At 71.8% G+C, this 15,756-nt stretch carries 17 protein-coding genes; 9 read left to right on the forward strand and 8 right to left on the reverse strand.

From position 1 onward, the window contains the following. Window positions 1-39: 39 nt before the first annotated feature. Window positions 40-1,443: an MFS transporter gene (locus ACIBN2_RS33400; RefSeq protein ID WP_399140054.1), complete on the reverse strand. Its 1,404-nt coding sequence runs from the start codon at window positions 1,441-1,443 to the stop codon at window positions 40-42. 63 nt (window positions 1,444-1,506) lie between these two features. Here ACIBN2_RS33400 and ACIBN2_RS33405 point away from each other — a divergent pair, with 63 nt between their 5' ends. From ACIBN2_RS33405 to ACIBN2_RS33425, 5 genes are all read left to right on the forward strand, one after another. Further along, the gene (locus tag ACIBN2_RS33405; RefSeq protein WP_399140056.1) at window positions 1,507-1,932 is read left to right on the forward strand and encodes a MarR family winged helix-turn-helix transcriptional regulator; all 426 of its coding nucleotides are present in this window, start codon (window positions 1,507-1,509) and stop codon (window positions 1,930-1,932) included. Between the two features lie 132 nt (window positions 1,933-2,064). Next, window positions 2,065-3,033 (forward strand): Dyp-type peroxidase, encoded by a 969-nt coding sequence (locus ACIBN2_RS33410; RefSeq protein ID WP_399140057.1) that lies wholly within the window; start codon window positions 2,065-2,067, stop codon window positions 3,031-3,033. Window positions 3,034-3,166: 133 nt separating this feature from the next. Continuing rightward, on the forward strand, window positions 3,167-3,412 hold the full coding sequence (locus tag ACIBN2_RS33415) for a hypothetical protein (RefSeq protein ID WP_399140059.1): 246 nt from the start codon (window positions 3,167-3,169) through the stop codon (window positions 3,410-3,412). A 32-nt stretch (window positions 3,413-3,444) separates the two neighbouring features. Next, a complete protein-coding gene (locus tag ACIBN2_RS33420; RefSeq protein WP_399140060.1) occupies window positions 3,445-4,269 on the forward strand; it encodes a class I SAM-dependent methyltransferase in 825 nt (274 codons plus the stop codon). A gap of 188 nt (window positions 4,270-4,457) precedes the next feature. Then, window positions 4,458-5,393, forward strand: a complete 936-nt coding sequence (locus ACIBN2_RS33425) for an Ig-like domain-containing protein (protein WP_399140250.1) — start codon at window positions 4,458-4,460, stop codon at window positions 5,391-5,393. A gap of 67 nt (window positions 5,394-5,460) precedes the next feature. Here ACIBN2_RS33425 and ACIBN2_RS33430 read toward each other — a convergent pair whose 3' ends face one another. Genes ACIBN2_RS33430 through ACIBN2_RS33455 form a run of 6 tightly spaced genes read right to left on the reverse strand, consistent with a single transcriptional unit; the run spans window position 5,461 to window position 10,966 of the window. Then, entirely contained in the window at window positions 5,461-5,814 is a 354-nt protein-coding gene (locus tag ACIBN2_RS33430) for a VOC family protein (RefSeq protein ID WP_399140062.1), read from the reverse strand. Between the two features lie 4 nt (window positions 5,815-5,818). Next, the gene (locus tag ACIBN2_RS33435; protein ID WP_399140064.1) at window positions 5,819-6,679 is read right to left on the reverse strand and encodes an STM4011 family radical SAM protein; all 861 of its coding nucleotides are present in this window, start codon (window positions 6,677-6,679) and stop codon (window positions 5,819-5,821) included. A gap of 10 nt (window positions 6,680-6,689) precedes the next feature. Further along, window positions 6,690-8,027, reverse strand: coding sequence for an STM4012 family radical SAM protein (locus tag ACIBN2_RS33440; protein WP_399140066.1), 1,338 nt, complete (start codon window positions 8,025-8,027; stop codon window positions 6,690-6,692). Next, the gene (locus ACIBN2_RS33445) at window positions 8,024-8,839 is read right to left on the reverse strand and encodes an STM4013/SEN3800 family hydrolase (protein WP_399140251.1); all 816 of its coding nucleotides are present in this window, start codon (window positions 8,837-8,839) and stop codon (window positions 8,024-8,026) included. Before ACIBN2_RS33445 ends, ACIBN2_RS33440 begins: the two co-directional genes overlap by 4 nt. A 7-nt stretch (window positions 8,840-8,846) precedes the next feature. Then, complete coding sequence (locus ACIBN2_RS33450) at window positions 8,847-9,995, reverse strand: STM4014 family protein (RefSeq protein ID WP_399140068.1); 1,149 nt, start codon at window positions 9,993-9,995, stop codon at window positions 8,847-8,849. A gap of 11 nt (window positions 9,996-10,006) precedes the next feature. Continuing rightward, window positions 10,007-10,966 carry an STM4015 family protein gene (locus tag ACIBN2_RS33455; RefSeq protein WP_399140069.1) on the reverse strand — a complete coding sequence of 320 codons (960 nt, stop codon included), beginning with the start codon at window positions 10,964-10,966 and terminating at the stop codon, window positions 10,007-10,009. Between the two features lie 170 nt (window positions 10,967-11,136). Here ACIBN2_RS33455 and ACIBN2_RS33460 point away from each other — a divergent pair, with 170 nt between their 5' ends. After that, window positions 11,137-11,463, forward strand: coding sequence for a hypothetical protein (locus tag ACIBN2_RS33460; RefSeq protein ID WP_399140070.1), 327 nt, complete (start codon window positions 11,137-11,139; stop codon window positions 11,461-11,463). 22 nt (window positions 11,464-11,485) lie between these two features. Continuing rightward, window positions 11,486-12,538: a DUF6745 domain-containing protein gene (locus ACIBN2_RS33465; RefSeq protein ID WP_399140072.1), complete on the forward strand. Its 1,053-nt coding sequence runs from the start codon at window positions 11,486-11,488 to the stop codon at window positions 12,536-12,538. A 215-nt stretch (window positions 12,539-12,753) separates the two neighbouring features. Here the strand turns inward: ACIBN2_RS33465 and ACIBN2_RS33470 are convergent, their stop codons facing one another. Then, on the reverse strand, window positions 12,754-14,385 hold the full coding sequence (locus ACIBN2_RS33470) for an MFS transporter (protein WP_399140074.1): 1,632 nt from the start codon (window positions 14,383-14,385) through the stop codon (window positions 12,754-12,756). 84 nt (window positions 14,386-14,469) lie between these two features. On the opposite strand from ACIBN2_RS33470, the gene ACIBN2_RS33475 reads away from it, so the two are divergent. Both ACIBN2_RS33475 and ACIBN2_RS33480 read left to right on the forward strand, forming a co-directional pair. Beyond that, window positions 14,470-15,075: a helix-turn-helix domain-containing protein gene (locus ACIBN2_RS33475; RefSeq protein WP_399140076.1), complete on the forward strand. Its 606-nt coding sequence runs from the start codon at window positions 14,470-14,472 to the stop codon at window positions 15,073-15,075. Window positions 15,076-15,489: 414 nt separating this feature from the next. Then, window positions 15,490-15,735: a DUF5133 domain-containing protein gene (locus ACIBN2_RS33480; protein ID WP_399140078.1), complete on the forward strand. Its 246-nt coding sequence runs from the start codon at window positions 15,490-15,492 to the stop codon at window positions 15,733-15,735. Window positions 15,736-15,756 lie beyond the last annotated feature (21 nt).

Consider the following 15,756-nt stretch of genomic DNA (forward strand, 5'->3'; position numbering starts at 1 on the left):
CCCGGCGCGGGCCGTTCGGGGGCGCCGTAGCGGCTGCGGTCAGGCGCCGCGCGTGCGCAGTGTCCCCGAGGAGCCGCGGACGAGCAGGAGCGCCACGAGCGCGCATACGCCGAGGAAGGCACCGATGGCGGTCATGCCCTCCTGAAGGCCGACGGCGAATCCTGAGCCGCTGCCGCGGACGATGATCCCGAGGACCGCCACGCCGAGCGTGCTGCCGATCTGCCGGAAGGTGTTCTGCACGGCGGAGGCGGAGTTGCTCAGCCGGTCGGGCACGCTGGAGACCGCCAGATTGCTGATCGAGGAGCTGAGCAGTCCGCACCCGACGCCGACGAGCCCGAGGCGCCACTCGATACCCGCGAGCGAGGCATGGGAGGCGGCCGCCAGCAGCAGTGATCCGGCAGCGGTGACCAGCAGCCCGGAGATCATCACGGGAGCGGCGCCGTACCGGACCATGAGCCTGCCGGTGACCGGGGCGACCAGAGCCATGACGAGGGTCATGGGCAGGAAGGCGAACCCGGCGGCCAGGACCGAACAGCCGCGCTCGTCCTGAAGATCGAGGCTGTAGAAGAACAGCACCCCGAAGAAGACCGCGAAGTAGGCGAAGCCGCCGAGATTGGCGGCGATGAACGGGCGGCTTCGCCAGACGCCCATCGGCATCAAGGGGTTGCGGCCGTTGCGGCCCTTGTTCAGCTGCGTGGCTATGAAGCCGGCCAGGGCCAGGGCGGAGAGAGCAAGGGTGCCGAGCACCCGTACGGAGGACCAGCCGGCGTTCTCGCCCTCGCTGAGCGCGAAGACCAGTGCGGCGAGGGTGATCGCGGCGCCGGCCGAGCCGGCCACGTCCAGGGTCCGGTGCCCGTCGGGCCGCCCGTGCCGCTCCACCGGGACCGATCTGCGGCCGAGCAGGTAGGTGACCGCCCCGAGCAGCATCGTGAGGGCGAAGGCGGCGCGCCAGTTCGTGAAGCTGAGCAGCGCGCCGCCGACCACCGGACCGGCCGCGAGGCCCAGGCTGGCCACACCGGCCCAGGCGCCCACGGCGCGGGCACGCTCGCGTGGCTCGGTGAACTCGTGGACCAGGATGGACAGAGTCTGCGGGAGCATGATCGCCGCCCCCAGCGCCTGCACGGCTCTGGCGCCCAGCAGCAGGCCCATGTCCGGTGCCACGGTGCACAACAGGGACCCGGCGCTGAAGACGAGGACGCCGAGCAGGAATGCGGTGCGGCGCCCCCACCGGTCTCCGAGTGCTCCACCGAGAAGCAGGGCGGCGGCGTACGTCAGTGTGTAGAGCGTGGCGACCCACTGCAGGGACGTGTCCGAGGCGTGGAGCGAGGCGCCCAGGTCGGGCAGGGCCACGTTCACCATCGTCGAGTTGAACATGCTCAGCATGAGCCCCAGGCACATCGCCAGGAGCACGACCTTGCGGCTGCTGTGTTCGCGTATCGCCATGCCATCCCCAGGTTTTATAGGTAGCCTAACTATAAAACACCGATCGATGGGGACTGCTGAGGGATGGACGAGCTGACGGACGAGACGCGCAAACGGCTGCTGCGGATCGGTCAGGCGGTCCGCCGCGACGCGGCCGACCTGCCCGTCACCACCGCGCAGGGGTCCGCGCTGAGTCTGCTCAGCGGCGGTGCGATGACTGTCGGGCAGCTCGCCCACGCCGAAGGGGTGCAGCCGCCGACCATGACGCAACTCGTCAACCGCATGGAGTCGGCGGGCTGGGTCAGCCGGTCCGGGCCCGCCCGCAAGGGCAGCACCGTGGAGATCACGGCCACGGGCCGGCAGCTCGTCGAGGACGTGCGGGCGAGGCGGAACGGCCTGCTGGCGGAGCGGATGGCCGCGCTGACCCCCGAGGACCGTGAGGCGCTGCGGGCGGTCCTTCCCGTCTTCGACAAGATCTTCGGACCGCCGCTTTCACCGCCCGGGCTCTGATGCTGCGTCACGCACCGTCGGCCGGGTCCGGACGCGTCCCGCGGCCGCTCGTCACCAACCGGGCTGCGGCGCCGGGCGCCGACTCCTAGAGTCGGCATCGAGCGCAGACGATGATCGGGAAGGGCAGGACGCATGGCCGAAGACACGTCGGCACCGACGCCGCAGATGGTTCTGTCCCCTCTCACCAGCGCGTCGATCTTCCTCGTCGCCACCATCGAACCCGGCGGGGAAACGGTCACCCGGGACGTGCTGTCCGACGTGACCTCCCTGCAGCGGGCCGTGGGCTTCCCTGCGGAGCCCGAAGGCAGGCTCAGCTGTGTCACCGGTATCGGCTCACAGGCATGGGACCGGCTGTTCGCCGGGCCCCGCCCCGCGGAACTGCACCCCTTCCGCGAGCTGAACGGCCCGGTGCACCGTGCCGTGTCGACACCCGGCGACCTGCTCTTCCACATTCGCGCCGCACGCCTGGACCTGTGCTTCGCGCTCGCCACGGAGATCATGGCCCGGCTCGGCAGGGCGGTGACCGTGCGCGACGAGGTGCACGGCTTCCAGTACCTCGACAAACGCGATCTGCTCGGTTTCGTCGACGGTACGGAGAATCCCACCGGCGCTTCCGCGAGCGCCGCCGTCCTGATCGGGGACGAGGATCCGGAGTTCGCCGGTGGCAGCTATGTCATCGTGCAGAAGTACGTGCACGACCTCGAGGCGTGGAACGCGCTCCCGGTCGAAACGCAGGAGCGCGTCATCGGCCGGCGGAAACTGAACGACATCGAGCTCGACGACGGCGTCAAGCCGGCCGACTCGCACGTCGCCCTCACCAGCATCACCGAACCCGACGGCACGGAACGCGAGATCCTCCGCGACAACATGCCCTTCGGCACCGTGGGCAGAGGCGAGTTCGGCACCTACTTCATCGGCTACGCCCGCACTCCCGCGGTCACGGAGACGATGCTGGAGCGAATGTTCCTGGGCACGCAGGACGCCGCGCACGATCGGATCCTGGACTTCTCCACCCCGCTCACGGGCTCCCTCTTCCACGTCCCCACGGCGGACTTCCTCGACGATCTCCCGGGACCGCCTGCTGCGGAGAACGGCATCTGAGCGGAGTTCGCCCCGGCGACCGGCGACTGGCGACCGGCGTGCGGTCGTGCGGGCGCGTTGCCGAGAATGCGCCGAAATCGGGATCTATCCTCACAGAGCTCATCATTCCGGTGCTTCCTCGAGGAGACTGACCATGGACCTCAAGCCCCTGGCCCGGGCGGCAGCCGCTGCCATCGTCGCCGTCACCGCCGTCGTCACCACGGTCGGCCCGGCCGCCGCGGCCGCGTCCCGCCCTTCCGCCGTACGGGAGATCACCCCGACCCCGGGCGGCACCGCCCCCGTTGGCGGTGCGATGGGCAGCGGCCTCCTCGGATTCGGCGGCGCCACCATCGACTTCGTCGGCCGGCTCATCGGTACGGGTGGTGGTGGAAGCGTCTGAACAGATCCGGCCATGGAACTGATGGAACCGGCGTGACCCCGGCCCCGCGCGGGAACGCGCCGGGCGGCGGCCGTTACGGCGAATCCGTCTTCCGCCCTGAACGGGCGGGAGAGGGTGAACGCATCGACTACGGCGCCCTCGCCTACGACGACGTCACCTGGGCGCGGCTGCGGGCGCTGGGCGTCGGGCCGGGTTGGCGCTGCCTCGAGGTGGGCGCCGGCACGGGCACGATCGCGCGACGGCTGCTGGACGAGGCTGGTGCCGGGAGCGTGCTCGCCGTGGACCGCGACGTTCGTTTCCTCGCCAGGCGGCCCACGCCACGGCTCGACGTGCTGGAGGCCGACATCACCGCCCCGGACTTCGTCCAGGGGCAATTCCGGCTGGTCCACGCGCGCTTCGTGCTGATGCACCTGTCCGAGCGCGAACGACTGATCACGGCCCTGTCCGAACTCGTCGCGCCCGGCGGGGTGCTGGTGATCAGTGACGCGGTCGACCTGACCAGCGACCGTACGCCCACCACGCCGTACACCGCGGCGATGCGGGCGATGTGGCAGGGGCTGCGCGACACGATCGGCACCGACGCCACCTCGGCGCTGTCGTACCCGCAACTGCTGTACGGGGCAGGGCTCGCGTCCGTCGCCGCGGAGATCCATGTACCGCCCCTTCTGCCGGGCAGTCCCATCAGCCGCTTCTGGGCGGACACCTGGGAGCGGAGCCGGGCGGCGATGCTCGCCACCGGCCTGGTCGACGACGCGGCCGTCGACGAGGCGGTCCGCTATCTGGATTCGGACGAATGCGCGGCGCTGTCGGCCGGCATGCTCACCGCGTGGGGGTGGCGACCGGAGGGGCCGGCGTGACCCGTTGCCCCGGGTCGGGCACTGTCTGATTTTTGACGCATGCTTTACGCACTTCGGGAAACTGCCATCCACGTTGGTGCACTCTGACGGTAAGCAGGGTTCATCCGGGCTGGAGAGCAAGCAAGAGAGTGGGGCAAGGCGTGCGAGGGCGCAAGGGCGGCATAGGGATCGCACTGGTCACGGTCGCGATGCTGGTGGGTACGAGTGCCTGCGGTGGCGGCAGTGACAAGGCGAGCGGGGACGACGCAAAGGCGGCGGGGAAGCCGAGCGCGAGCGCCTCGCCGTCTCCGACGAAGCCCAAGGGCCCGCCGATGCTGCTGGAGACGATAACCCCGCAGACGGGGACCACGGTCGGCGTGGCCATGCCGATATCGGTGATCTTCACGAACCCGGTCGCGGCCAAGGCGCGCGCCACCGTCGAGAAGCACCTGAAGGTCAGCGCCTCGCAGCCGGTGGCCGGTGCCTGGCACTGGTTCGGCGACCGGCGGGCCGACTGGCGCCCGAAGACGTACTGGCCCACCGGTACGACGGTGAAGATCGACGCCGACATGAAGGACGTCAGCAACGGCAACGGCCGCTACGGCGTGCACGCCTACACGCACACCTTCAAGGTCGGCGACGACGTGCGCGCGGACGTCTCGGTGACCGGCCACACCATGAAGGTGACCCGCAACGGCCAGGCCGTGCGCACCCTCTCGATCAACGCGGGCAGCGCCGAGTACCCGACGTGGAACGGCACCATGGCCGTCATCGACAAGCAGAAGAAGGTCCACATGACCTCCTGCAGCGTCGGCATCAGCTGCGACAAGGGCAGCCCCAACTACTACGACCTGACGCTTCCCTGGGACGTCCACCTCACCCAGTCCGGCACGTACGTGCACTACTCGACGGGTGACCCGAACCCGGGCAGCGGCAGCGCCCGCGGCTCGCACGGCTGCGTCCACCTGTCCATGCCGGACGCCAAGTGGTTCTACGGCCAGGTCAAGCAGGGCGACCCCATCACCATCACCGGCTCGCCCCGCGCCAAGGCCCCTGCCGACAACGGCTTCGCCTCGTTCAACCTGAGCTGGGACCAGTGGCTCACGGGCAGCGCGTCCGGGGAGTCGACGACCGCCACGCTGTGAAGTACCGCTGTCGAGGGGAGGGGCGCCGCAGCACGAGCTGCGGCGCCCCTCCCCTCGCGGCATGTGGTCAGACGGGCTGCCACAGCTCGATCCGGTTGCCCTCCGGGTCGGTGACCCAGCCGAATCGCCCGACGCCGTCCATCTCCTGCGTCTCCTCGGCGACGTCCGCGCCCTTGGACCGGAGTTGCGCGAGCATCGCGTCCAGGTCGCGGACGCGGAAGTTGAGCATCGTCTGCTGGGCGCGGGAGCCGAAGTAGTCGGTCTCGGACTCGAAGGCGGCGAACACGGTCGGACCGGCGTCCTGGCGCCACAGGCCGTTGTCGTCGGCGTCCAGGCCCAGGCAGTCGCGGTACCACTTGCTCAGGGCGGCGGGGTCGGCGGCCCGCAGGAAGTACCCGCCGATTCCAAGCACATGTTCCATGCCGTCATCCTGCCAGGACTGCGTCGGGCCGGGCGGGGATGCGCTCCAGGACGCCGCCCGCGAAGACGTCGTACAGCGGCAGGGTCTCCAGGTGGACGTATCCGATGTGGCAGTCGCAGACCGCCAGCGGGCACCGGCGGGGGAGCAGGGCGGCGCGGTACGAGCCGTCGTACAGGTTCCCGAGTTCGGCGCGGACGAAGTGGCAGCGGCGGACCGTGCCGTCGCCGTCGACCGAGATCACGGACTCGCCGGTGCGGCAGGGCAGGCCGGCGCTCGCGTGCGGGTGACGGCTGTACGGGAAGAGGGGATCGAGCGCGGTCCACTCGCCGGCCTCGCCGTCCCGGTAGGTGTGGCCCTCGGCGGCGTTGACCCACAGGTAGACGTGTCCGGGCAGATCGGCGCGTAGCCGTCGAGCCGCCTCCAGGTGTTCGGGCAGTCCTACGACGCCGACGCTGAAGCGGACTTCGCGCTCGGCCAGGTCGCGGCACTTGGCGAGGAAGCGGTCGTAGGGGGTCTGGCCCGGGTGGTAGGTGCACCACAGGGCGAGGGTGTCGAGGTCGGCCTCGGTGAGCCAGTCGGTGCGGCAGCTGAGGTTGGTCTGGATGGCGACCCGGCGGATGTGCGGCAGGTGCGACAGTTCCGTGAGGGTGCGCCGGTACCAGGACCGGACGAGGCCCTCGCCCCACGGCGTGAAGAGCAGGGAGAGCTGGTCCTCGCTGTGTGTGGCCCAGTGCGCGAAGCGCTCCAAGGCGGCGCGGTCGGCGCGGAGTTGGGCGGTCGTGTCGCGCCGCTTGGCGAACGGGCAGTACGGGCAGTCGTAGTCGCAGGAGGCGAGCGGGCCGCGATAGAGGACGGTCAGATCCATGGCGGGCCGGTCACTTCCTCTCGTAGGCGGCCATGGCGGCCCGGACGGCGGGGGAGAACAGCTCGGGTCCGACGGCGTCGGAGTGGGCGAGTCCCTCCGGGGTGAGTCGCAGGTGCGTGGAGGTGGCGTCGGTCAGCCAGCCGCGCTCGGCCAGGAGCAGGAGTTCCGAGCCGAAGTCGTCGAAGGGCCCGGCATCGAAGCGGGCACGGTAGTCCTCGACGGGCAGCCCCTCGGCCTGGAGGAGGGACTGGAGCAGGTGGCGGCGGCGTGCCTCGTGCGCGTCCATGCGGTAGCCGACCTCGGCGTGCGCGAAGTCGGCCGTGGCGACGTAGTCGTCGATGATGCCGCGGATCTCGTGCATGCCGACCGCGTAGTCGAAGGAGTAGTGCAGTGCGGCCGTGTACGAGCGGGCGCCGCAGCCCAGGCCGATCATGCCGTCGGTCTGGCAGGCGTAGTCGTCGGCGCCCTGCTGCGGGGCGCCGGCCCGGCGGAACATCCGCATCGACTGCTGGGTGTAGCCCCGGGCGAGCAGGTGGTCGCGGCCCGCGCGGTACAGGCGCAGCCGCCGGGCGTCCCAGGCCGGGTCGGGGCCGGGAGCGGTGCGGTGGCGGTCGAGGCCGGTCAGGGGCCGGACGTAGAGCGGGTAGAGGTAGAGCTCCTCGGGCTGCCAGGCGAGGGCCGCGTCGAGGGAGCGGAGCCAGGTCTGCTCGGTCTGCCCGTCGATGCCGTAGATCAGGTCGATGTTGAGGACAGGGATGGCGGCGTCCCGGATCCGGGCGAGTGCGGCCTCGACGTCGGCGCGGCGCTGTGGGCGTACGGCGGCCCTGGCCTCGGTGTCGACGAAGCTCTGGACGCCGAGGCTGAGCCGGGTGGTGCCGCGCCCGGCCAGCACCGCGAGGCGTTCGGCGGTGGCCGTGGCGGGCGAGGCTTCTACGGACAGCGGGACCGCACGGAGGTCGGCGCCCATGCGGAACTCCGCGATGTCGCAGAGGCGTTCCAGCTCGGACGCGGTGAGGAAGGTGGGGGTGCCGCCGCCGAACGCGGCGGTGGCGAACCGCACGTGGTCCGCGTCCCCGAGCGCCTCGCGTACGGCGTCCGCCTGCCGCTCAAGGGCGTCGAGGTAGGCGCCGGTCAGGCCGTCGGGGGCGCCGATGCGGGTGAAGAGGTTGCAGAAGCCGCAACGGACCTCGCAGAACGGTATGTGCAGGTAGAGGGAGAGGGCGCTCTTGTCCTCCGCCGCCCACAGGGACCGCAGCGCGGGCCGGTCGGGCAGCCGGCGGTAGGCCGTCTTGTGCGGGTAGGCGTACACGTAGTGCTGGTACGGGCTGGTGAGCTGGGCGGTGGTCATCGGACGGCCTCGGCGGGGTCGAGGAAGAAGTGGGCGTACGGCACGGTCCACACGGACTCGTGGCCGAGGCGGTGACCGGTGTAGCCGTCGTCGCCGTATGCGGTGCCGTGGTCGGAGCAGACGATCGCGAAGCAGCGGCGCCGGGAGCTCGCGGCGGCGAAGAGGCGGCCGATGTGCCGGTCGACGTACTCCAGGGCGGCGGCGTGCGTCTCGCGGGTGTCGCCGGCCTCGCGGGTCGCGCCGGGCAGGTGGAACCAGTTGGGCTGGTGCAGGGCGGCGACGTTCACGAACAGGAACAGCCTTTGCTCGGCCGGGAGTTCGCTCACCACCTTCTCGGCACGGGCGACCTGGTTCTCGAAGGAGTGCGGCGAGGTGACGCCGAACTCCCGCTCCCAGTGCGCCTCTTGGAAGAGACCGGGCAGCACGCTGCCGAGCGTGCCCTGCTTGTTGAAGAAGCCGACGCCGCCGATGCAGACGGTGCGGTAGCCCGCGCTGGCGAGCCCGGAGACGAACTCCGGGGTGTCGTAGACGAATGTGCCGTCGGCGGTGGTCTCGCTGCCGGCGAAGCTCGCCGCGAACAGCCGTGGGCGCGGCCCGGGTTCGGCCGGGGTGGGAAGGAAACCCGCGAAGATCGCCTGGTGCGACGCGTAGGTGAAGCTGCCGGGCGCGTGGCGCTTCTCCCAGCGGCCGCCGGGGAGATGGCGGGCGAGGTTCGGGATGCGCCCGGCGGCCGCCAGCTCGACGGCCACGTCGTGGCGCAGCGTGTCGAGGGTGACCAGAAGGATGTCGTGGTGGCCGACGACCTCGTTCATGTCGGGTTCAGACATGGGGAGTTCCTGTTCTGTACGGGTGAAGCGGGCCGGGCCGGGCGGCCGCGCGAAGGGCGGCCGCCACCTGCGCGGCGTAGGTGTCCTGGCCTTCCGCGCCGCTGCCGGGCAGGCCGGTCAGACGGGGCAGCAGGTCGCCGAAGGCGTTGACCTCGCCGACGAAGGCCCTGCGCCAGCCGACGGCCGGCAGCAGGTCCACGCCGACGCACAGGGTCCGCGGGAAGCAGGACGCGGCGCGCTCGCACACCTCCAGCACGTCGGACCAGCGGGCACCCGCCGCCACGGCCTCGCGGGCGGCGGCGAGGTCGCCGCGGCTGCCGCCGAGGTGGAGGTTGGTCAGGGGCGTACGGCTGGTGCGGACCACGGCGTGGGTGGCGCGGCCGGCCACGACGACCACGCGCAGGTCGGCGGCCCGGCCCTGCTGGGATGCCTTGGGCACCCAGCGTTCGAGGTGCAGGCCGTCGGGCGCGAGCGCGTCGACGATGACGGCGATGTCCCGCTCGCTGTCGTAGCGGCGCACTCTGAGGGAGTTGTGGAGGCCGCCGTCCGCGGCGAGTTCGACGGATGTGGTGGCCCTGATCCGGCCGCCGCCGCCCGTCTCGACGGCCAGGACTCCCGACGCCGACGACCCGTGGGCGGGCTTGACGAACAGCCGCGGCATGCGGTGCTCGCGCATCAGCGTCCGTACGTCGTCCCAGCCGCGCACCGGTGCGCCGCCGGAGCCCGAGGTGGGCGAGGCGGGCACCGGGACACCCGCCGCGTCGAGCACGGCGTGGCAGGCGCGTTTGTCGAAGAGCACGGCGAGATCGCCGGGGTCGTCGAGGCGGATGCCGCCGCGCAGGGTGCGCAGCGCGGCGGTGAACCCGGAGTACCAGCGGGCCGAACCCTCGACCCGGGTGGGTTCCGGTGCGTCCCGCAGCATCCGGTCGACCTCGGGATTCTCGCCCGGGGAGTCGATCCGCACGATCTCGTCGGGGGCGAAGTCGGCTCCCCTGCCGCGCAGGACGTCCGTCCAGGCGACGACGCGCGGGCCGGGCAGGCCGGCCGCGCGCACCGCGTCCGCGAAGAGCGACACCCGGCGGTTCTCCGGGTTGCCGACCACGGCGAACCGCGGCCCGCCGGGAAGGACCGGTCGAGCCATGGGGGATGTGCTCACTCGCCCACGGCGACGTAGCGCCAGACCGTGCCGTCGTCCTCCGTGTCCTCCTCCGCGTCGTCGCGGTCGAGGTCGACCTCCACGCCCGCGGGCTCCAGGGTCTGCCGCACGCGGTCCTCGACGGGCTTGCTGAGGTAGTGGTGGTGCAGGTCGAGCTTCTTCAGATGGGTGAGGGGCTGGCCGCTCAGGAGCGCTGCGGCGCCCTCGTCGGTCAGGACGCCCATGGACAGGTCGAGCACCTCGAGGCGGTCCACGACCGGGGCGGCTGCGACGGCCGCGGCCACCGCGTCCTGCATCTCACTGTTGCGCAGGGCCAGATGACGCAGTCGCGGCAGCCGCGCGCCCGACAGGATCGGCTCCAGGTCGGCGGCCTCGCTGTCGCCGCCGTAGTCGGGCGTGCCGAGCCACAGGTCGAGGTGCTCCAGGGCGGGCAGGTCACTCGCGCCGATGCCGCGGACCACCTCGACGGGCAACCCGCCGGTCTCCACGACGAGTTTGCGCAGGGCGCCGTGGCTCAGCGCGGTGAAGCCCAGCCCCGACCCGCCGCGCACGCCGAACTCCTCCAGGGCGGGGAAACCGGCGAGGAGCGGGGTGACGTCGGTCTGGTTGATCCAGGAGATCTCGCACTCCTCCATCACCATGTCGCCGAGGAACAGCGCGCGCAGGGCGGGGAAACGGTCCCGGGCGGCGAGCAGGGCCTCGACGACCGAGGACGGGTCGGTGTCGTAGGCCTCCTGCCAGGCGCCGACGATCAGGGCCCGCACCCGCGTGGTGTCGACGGCGGCGCAGAAGCGGGCGAACGCGTCCGGCCACTCCTCGTTGGCGTCGTACACGTCGCTGGTGATCCGCCAGGCGACGGCGTCCGGTTCGGGCAGGCCGTCCGTCCGCCCGTCCGGTCCCGGGAACGTGTGCGCGGGCAGCCGATACAGCGCGTGGAGGTGGTCACCGATGGTCATGCGGCTGCTCCCGAGGAGAAAGAGTGTGCGGTCTGTGATGTCCGCAGTTCTACCAACAGCCACTGACAACAGCCCTCGGCGGGGCGGGATTCGGGGCGTTGTCAGTGGGGGCCCCTACGGTCGTGGTCATGAGGCCGGTGCGTGGTGCACCCGGCGGTGAGGGGACAGCCATGTACCGACAGGGAGACGTGCTGATCGTGCCGGTCGCGGAGGGGGCGGTGCCGGCGCACGTGGCGCACGCCCCGAGGGAGCGGCGCGACGGGCGGGGCCGGTTGGTGCTGGCGCTGGGCGAGGTGACGGGGCATGCCCACGCGGTCGTCGGGCCGGGGGAGTTGGTGCGGGAGGCGGGACCGTTGGGGCCGTTCCTGCTGCACCTTCCCCAGGGCGGCCGGGTGGTGCACGAGGAGCACGCGGTGATCGCGCTGCCCAAGGGGTGGTTCCGGGCGATCCGGCAGCGTGAGTACGTGCCGGGTTCCGTACGGATCGTGGCGGACTGAACTGCGACGGGTGGAGGGGCAGATGAGCGTGACAGACGTCGAGGCGGCCGTGGTGGAGAGTGGCTCCTCCGGCGAGCCGGGGCCGTGGCGCGCGTGGGCGTGCGCGACCGGTCCCGCCGATCGCACGGCCGCCGAGGAGGGCGTCCGGAGGGCCTACCGGCTGGCGGGGCTCGCGGAACCGGAGCGTGTGGTGTGGGTGGGCTCGCCGTCGGCGGCCGTCACCCTGATCCGCGAACTGGCGGACCGCGGGCCGAGCGTGCGGGACGTGGTCCGCAGCGCGCCATGGGCAGGTGAAAGACGCAGGCTGCACGCCGAGTTGGGGGCCGCGGGCTGGTCCGCGCACTGGTCGGCGACCGGGGGAGGGCTGTGGGAGTCCGTCCAGGCGCTCGTGGACCGGATCCGCACCGGCGTCATCGAGGAACTGGCGGGCCGGGACACGGGCAAGGAGGCCGCGGAGGTCCGCCTGCTCCTCCTGGACGCCGTGCTCGGACAGCACGACGCGCCGTGGCTCGCCGCGTTCGCGGCCGACGACGGTCCGCTCGGGGCACTGACCCAGGTGTGCCGCAGTGCGGGCTGGTGGTGGCCCTATGCCCGCGTCGCGGTCCTGTCGGAGCGGCCCGTGGAGCTGCACCGCGACGAGGCCGGACGGCTGGACAACGGCGACGGCCCGGCGCTCGCCTACCCCGACGGCTTCGCCCTGCACGCCTGGCGCGGTATGCCGGTACCGGCGGCCTTCCTCGCCGAACTGCGCACGCTCACACCGGAGCGGATCCGCTCCGAGGAGAACGCCGAACTGCGGCGCGTGATGCTCGAGTACTACGGCTACGACCGCTATCTCGCCGACTCGGGCGCCCGTCCCGTGCACCAGGACGAGACGGGCACCCTGTGGCGGATCGACCTGGTCGAGGACGAACCCGTGGTGATGGTGGAGGTGCTCAACTCCACGCCGGAACCGGACGGAACCCGGCGCACGTACTGGCTGCGGGTACCGCCGTCGACCCGGACGGCGAAGGCGGGGGTGGCCTGGACGTTCGGGCTGTCGGCCGAGGCGTACGCGCCGGAGCGGGAGACCTGAGGCGGGCGCGTTTGCGGGAGCGGGGGACCTGAGGCGGGCGCGTTTGCGGGAGCGGGGGACCTGAGGCGGGCGCGTTTGCGGGAGCGGGGGACCTGAGGCGGGCGCGTTTGCGGGAGCGGGGGACCTGAGGCGGGCGCGTTCCCGGAACCGCGCGCTGGACACGGCCGGGCTCGGTCCGGGCGATGCCCGGGCCGGCCGGACCGTGCGTGCGGGCGTCACCGGGGCGACAGCGTCTCGGCGGCCTCCTTGTCCGTGCCGGCCTCGGTCGCGGGGGTGGTGTCCGCCGGGCCGCGCAGGAGGACGTAGACGAACAGGACGCCCATGACCGCCACACCCGCCCACATGGCCTGCTGCCAGCCGTCGACGAAGGACTGCTGTGCGGCGCGCACCAGTTGCCGCGCGTGGGAGCCGGCACCGGGGGCCGCCTCGATGGCGTTGGCGACGCCTTCGCGTGCGGTGTCCGCGGTGTGCCGGGGGATGCCGTCGAGCCTGCCGTCGATGGCACCGCGGTACCCGGCGGACAGCAGCGACCCGAGCAGGGCGACGCCGAGCGCGGTACCGAACTCGCGGGTCACGTCGTTCAGGGCCGAGGCGACACCCTGGCGCTCACGCGGCAGGGAGCCGGTGATGGCCCCCGTGGACGGCGTCATGGACAGACCCATACCGGTGCCCATGGCGAGCATGCCGGGCAGGATCGACAGATATCCGCCGTCGGCCGAGACGACGAGGGCCATCAGCGCCAGCCCGGCTCCCGCCAGCGCGATGCCCACGGCCATGGCAGTGCGGGCGTTGACGCGCGCGGCCAGCTTGGGGGCGAGCCCGGAGGACGCCATCATCGCCACGGCCATGGGCATCAGCGCCAGGGTGGACAGCAGTCCCGACCAGCCCAGGACGGCCTGGAAGAACGGGAAGAGGACCACGAAGATCCCGGCCTGGACACCGAAGACGACCAGCAGCGTGATCGATCCGCCGGCCAGTCCGCGCTCACGGAACAGACGCACGTCCAGCAGGGAGGCTTCCTGGCGGCGCAGTTCCCAGGCCACGAAGCAGACGGCGCCGACGATGCCGACGACGAGGCCGATCACGGTGGCCGGGGCACTCCAGCCACGCTCGGGGCCCTCCTGGAGGGCGAGGATGAGGCCGACCACGGCCAGGACGGAGGCCAGCGCTCCGACGGTGTCGAAGGAATGCCCGGAGTGCTCGCGAGAGTTGGGCACCGAGCGCAGAGCCATGGCGAGTGCCACGACGACCAGCACGACGGGCAGGATGAACAGGTAGCGCCAGCTGGCGACGTCCACGAGGGCGGCCGAGAGGAACATGCCCAGGATGCCGCCGCCTCCGGCGACCCCGGTCCAGACGCCGATCGCCGTGCCGCGCTCCTCCTCGGGGAAGGTGGACGTGATCACGGCGAGGGTGATGGGCATGATCATCGCCGCGCCGACGCCGCTGAGCAGGCGCGCGCAGAGCATGACGCCTGCCGATGGGGCGAGTCCGGCCACCGCACTGGCGACGCCGAAGACGGCCAGGCCGGTGATCAGCATGGGCTTGCGGCCGAGGCGGTCGCCGATGGCGCCGAGCGGCAGCAGCAGCGCGGCCAGCGTGAGTGTGTAGACGTTGATGATCCACAGGATCGTGCTCTGCGAGGCGCCGAACTCGACGGCCAGGTCGGGCTGGGCGACGTTCAGCCCGGACACCGAGGCGATGACCGCCATCAACGCGACGCAGACCGCGATCAGGATGGTGCGCAGCTGACGGGCGTCAGGCGCTCCCGCGTCGTGCTCGGCGCCGTCGACGGGTGCGGGTGCGGGTGCGGGTGCGGATGCGGGCGCGGGCTGGTTCGTACTCAATGGATTCCTCTCGAACGGGGCTCGGCCTGGGCCGGTGCACTCGAAGCTAGCTCCGCTTTGCCGATGCGGCATACAATCTTGCGCATGGCGCAAAATGATGGCGATCTGGACGGCCTCGTACGCAAACGCATCCGTGCCCTGCGGGTGGCGCAGGGCTGGTCCCTGGAGGAACTGGCCACCCGCGCCAAGGTCAGTCAGTCGACGCTCTCCCGCATCGAGAACGGGCAGCGGCGCCTCGCGCTGGACCAGCTGGTCACCCTCGCCCGCGCACTGGACACGTCGCTGGACCAGCTGGTGGAGACCGCGTCCGACGACGTCGTCACCAGCCCCGTGATCGACGCCGCGCACGGGCTGATGCGCTGGTCCGTCAAGGCCGACCCCGGGATGAGCGTCGTGCGTCAGCGCATCACCGAGGCGCCGCCGGACAATCCCGCCCGCATGCGCGCGCACCCGGGCCGCGAATGGCTCGTCGTCCTGTCCGGCACCGCGATCCTGCTGCTGGGCAACCGCCGCTACCGCGTCGAGGCCGACCAGGCCGCCGAATTCCCGACGATGCTGCCGCACGCGATCGGTGCCGACAGCGGCCCGTGCGAGATCCTGGGCATCTTCGACCGTGACGCGCGCCGTGGCCACCAGCGCGACGGCCGGCGCACGGGCGGCGGCGACGACGCGGACGGCTCCCGCGGGTGAGCGCGGGCCCGCGGGCGGGAATGCCCGGCCGGGTGGGTGCGTTATGACCGGCGTGGGAGTGGAGGGGACAGTGTCCCCGGGCCTCACCTATCGCATGCAGGGAAGATCGTCCGGCTGAAGCCCTGCATTGCCTTTCGCCGCGTAGGCGACCGCCCTTCACTCCGACAACGCGCAGACGCGGCCCCGAGTGCTTCGATCGCCTCGGGGCCGCGGTGTGATGTCCGTGCCCATCGTTGCGCCATGCGGCGGATGTTTGGCCTGTGAAGGTATGTATCCCGCACGGCGGGGCACTTGGGGGTGTATCCGACGCCGCTCGGCGTCGCCCGGTGACGAGGACGTCACCGATGAATTCTGGATCCTCGCGGTGGCCTCTGCCCACGCGCGAGCTGTGCTGTGCTGAAGAGGGGAATCGCCATGATGGTGCCGGCGGAGAAGGAACTGCGTGCGGTGCTGGCCCAGTTCGCCCAGGCGCGGATCGAGCACGACGTGCGTCCTACCGGCCGCAGCAGCCGCGTCCTGGAGGACGTGACCTACACGTTGTGCGTGATGACCGCCTCCCGCACCGTGGAGCAGGCCTTGACCACGGCGGACCTGCTCATGGAGCAGTACCGCGCCGGCCGTGGGGGGATGACGCAGGAGACCGAGACCCTGGCCGCGTAGTCGCCGGAGCCCTGCTGTGGC

This window comes from Streptomyces sp. NPDC050534, from assembly GCF_044457745.1.
In the GTDB taxonomy this organism is placed as follows: Bacteria; Actinomycetota; Actinomycetes; order Streptomycetales; family Streptomycetaceae; genus Streptomyces.

What these genes read in the sequence shown, in the direction of transcription:
- ACIBN2_RS33400 (WP_399140054.1), bottom strand. Translation starts at nt 1,443, where the DNA reads ATGGCGATACGCGAACACAGCAGCCGCAAGGTCGTGCTCCTGGCGATG.
- ACIBN2_RS33405 (WP_399140056.1), top strand. Translation starts at nt 1,507, where the DNA reads ATGGACGAGCTGACGGACGAGACGCGCAAACGGCTGCTGCGGATCGGT.
- ACIBN2_RS33410 (WP_399140057.1), top strand. Translation starts at nt 2,065, where the DNA reads ATGGCCGAAGACACGTCGGCACCGACGCCGCAGATGGTTCTGTCCCCT.
- ACIBN2_RS33415 (WP_399140059.1), top strand. Translation starts at nt 3,167, where the DNA reads ATGGACCTCAAGCCCCTGGCCCGGGCGGCAGCCGCTGCCATCGTCGCC.
- ACIBN2_RS33425 (WP_399140250.1), top strand. Translation starts at nt 4,458, where the DNA reads ATGCTGGTGGGTACGAGTGCCTGCGGTGGCGGCAGTGACAAGGCGAGC.
- ACIBN2_RS33430 (WP_399140062.1), bottom strand. Translation starts at nt 5,814, where the DNA reads ATGGAACATGTGCTTGGAATCGGCGGGTACTTCCTGCGGGCCGCCGAC.
- ACIBN2_RS33435 (WP_399140064.1), bottom strand. Translation starts at nt 6,679, where the DNA reads ATGGATCTGACCGTCCTCTATCGCGGCCCGCTCGCCTCCTGCGACTAC.
- ACIBN2_RS33440 (WP_399140066.1), bottom strand. Translation starts at nt 8,027, where the DNA reads ATGACCACCGCCCAGCTCACCAGCCCGTACCAGCACTACGTGTACGCC.
- ACIBN2_RS33445 (WP_399140251.1), bottom strand. Translation starts at nt 8,839, where the DNA reads ATGAACGAGGTCGTCGGCCACCACGACATCCTTCTGGTCACCCTCGAC.
- ACIBN2_RS33450 (WP_399140068.1), bottom strand. Translation starts at nt 9,995, where the DNA reads ATGGCTCGACCGGTCCTTCCCGGCGGGCCGCGGTTCGCCGTGGTCGGC.
- ACIBN2_RS33455 (WP_399140069.1), bottom strand. Translation starts at nt 10,966, where the DNA reads ATGACCATCGGTGACCACCTCCACGCGCTGTATCGGCTGCCCGCGCAC.
- ACIBN2_RS33460 (WP_399140070.1), top strand. Translation starts at nt 11,137, where the DNA reads ATGTACCGACAGGGAGACGTGCTGATCGTGCCGGTCGCGGAGGGGGCG.
- ACIBN2_RS33465 (WP_399140072.1), top strand. Translation starts at nt 11,486, where the DNA reads ATGAGCGTGACAGACGTCGAGGCGGCCGTGGTGGAGAGTGGCTCCTCC.
- ACIBN2_RS33475 (WP_399140076.1), top strand. Translation starts at nt 14,470, where the DNA reads ATGGCGCAAAATGATGGCGATCTGGACGGCCTCGTACGCAAACGCATC.
- ACIBN2_RS33480 (WP_399140078.1), top strand. Translation starts at nt 15,490, where the DNA reads ATGATGGTGCCGGCGGAGAAGGAACTGCGTGCGGTGCTGGCCCAGTTC.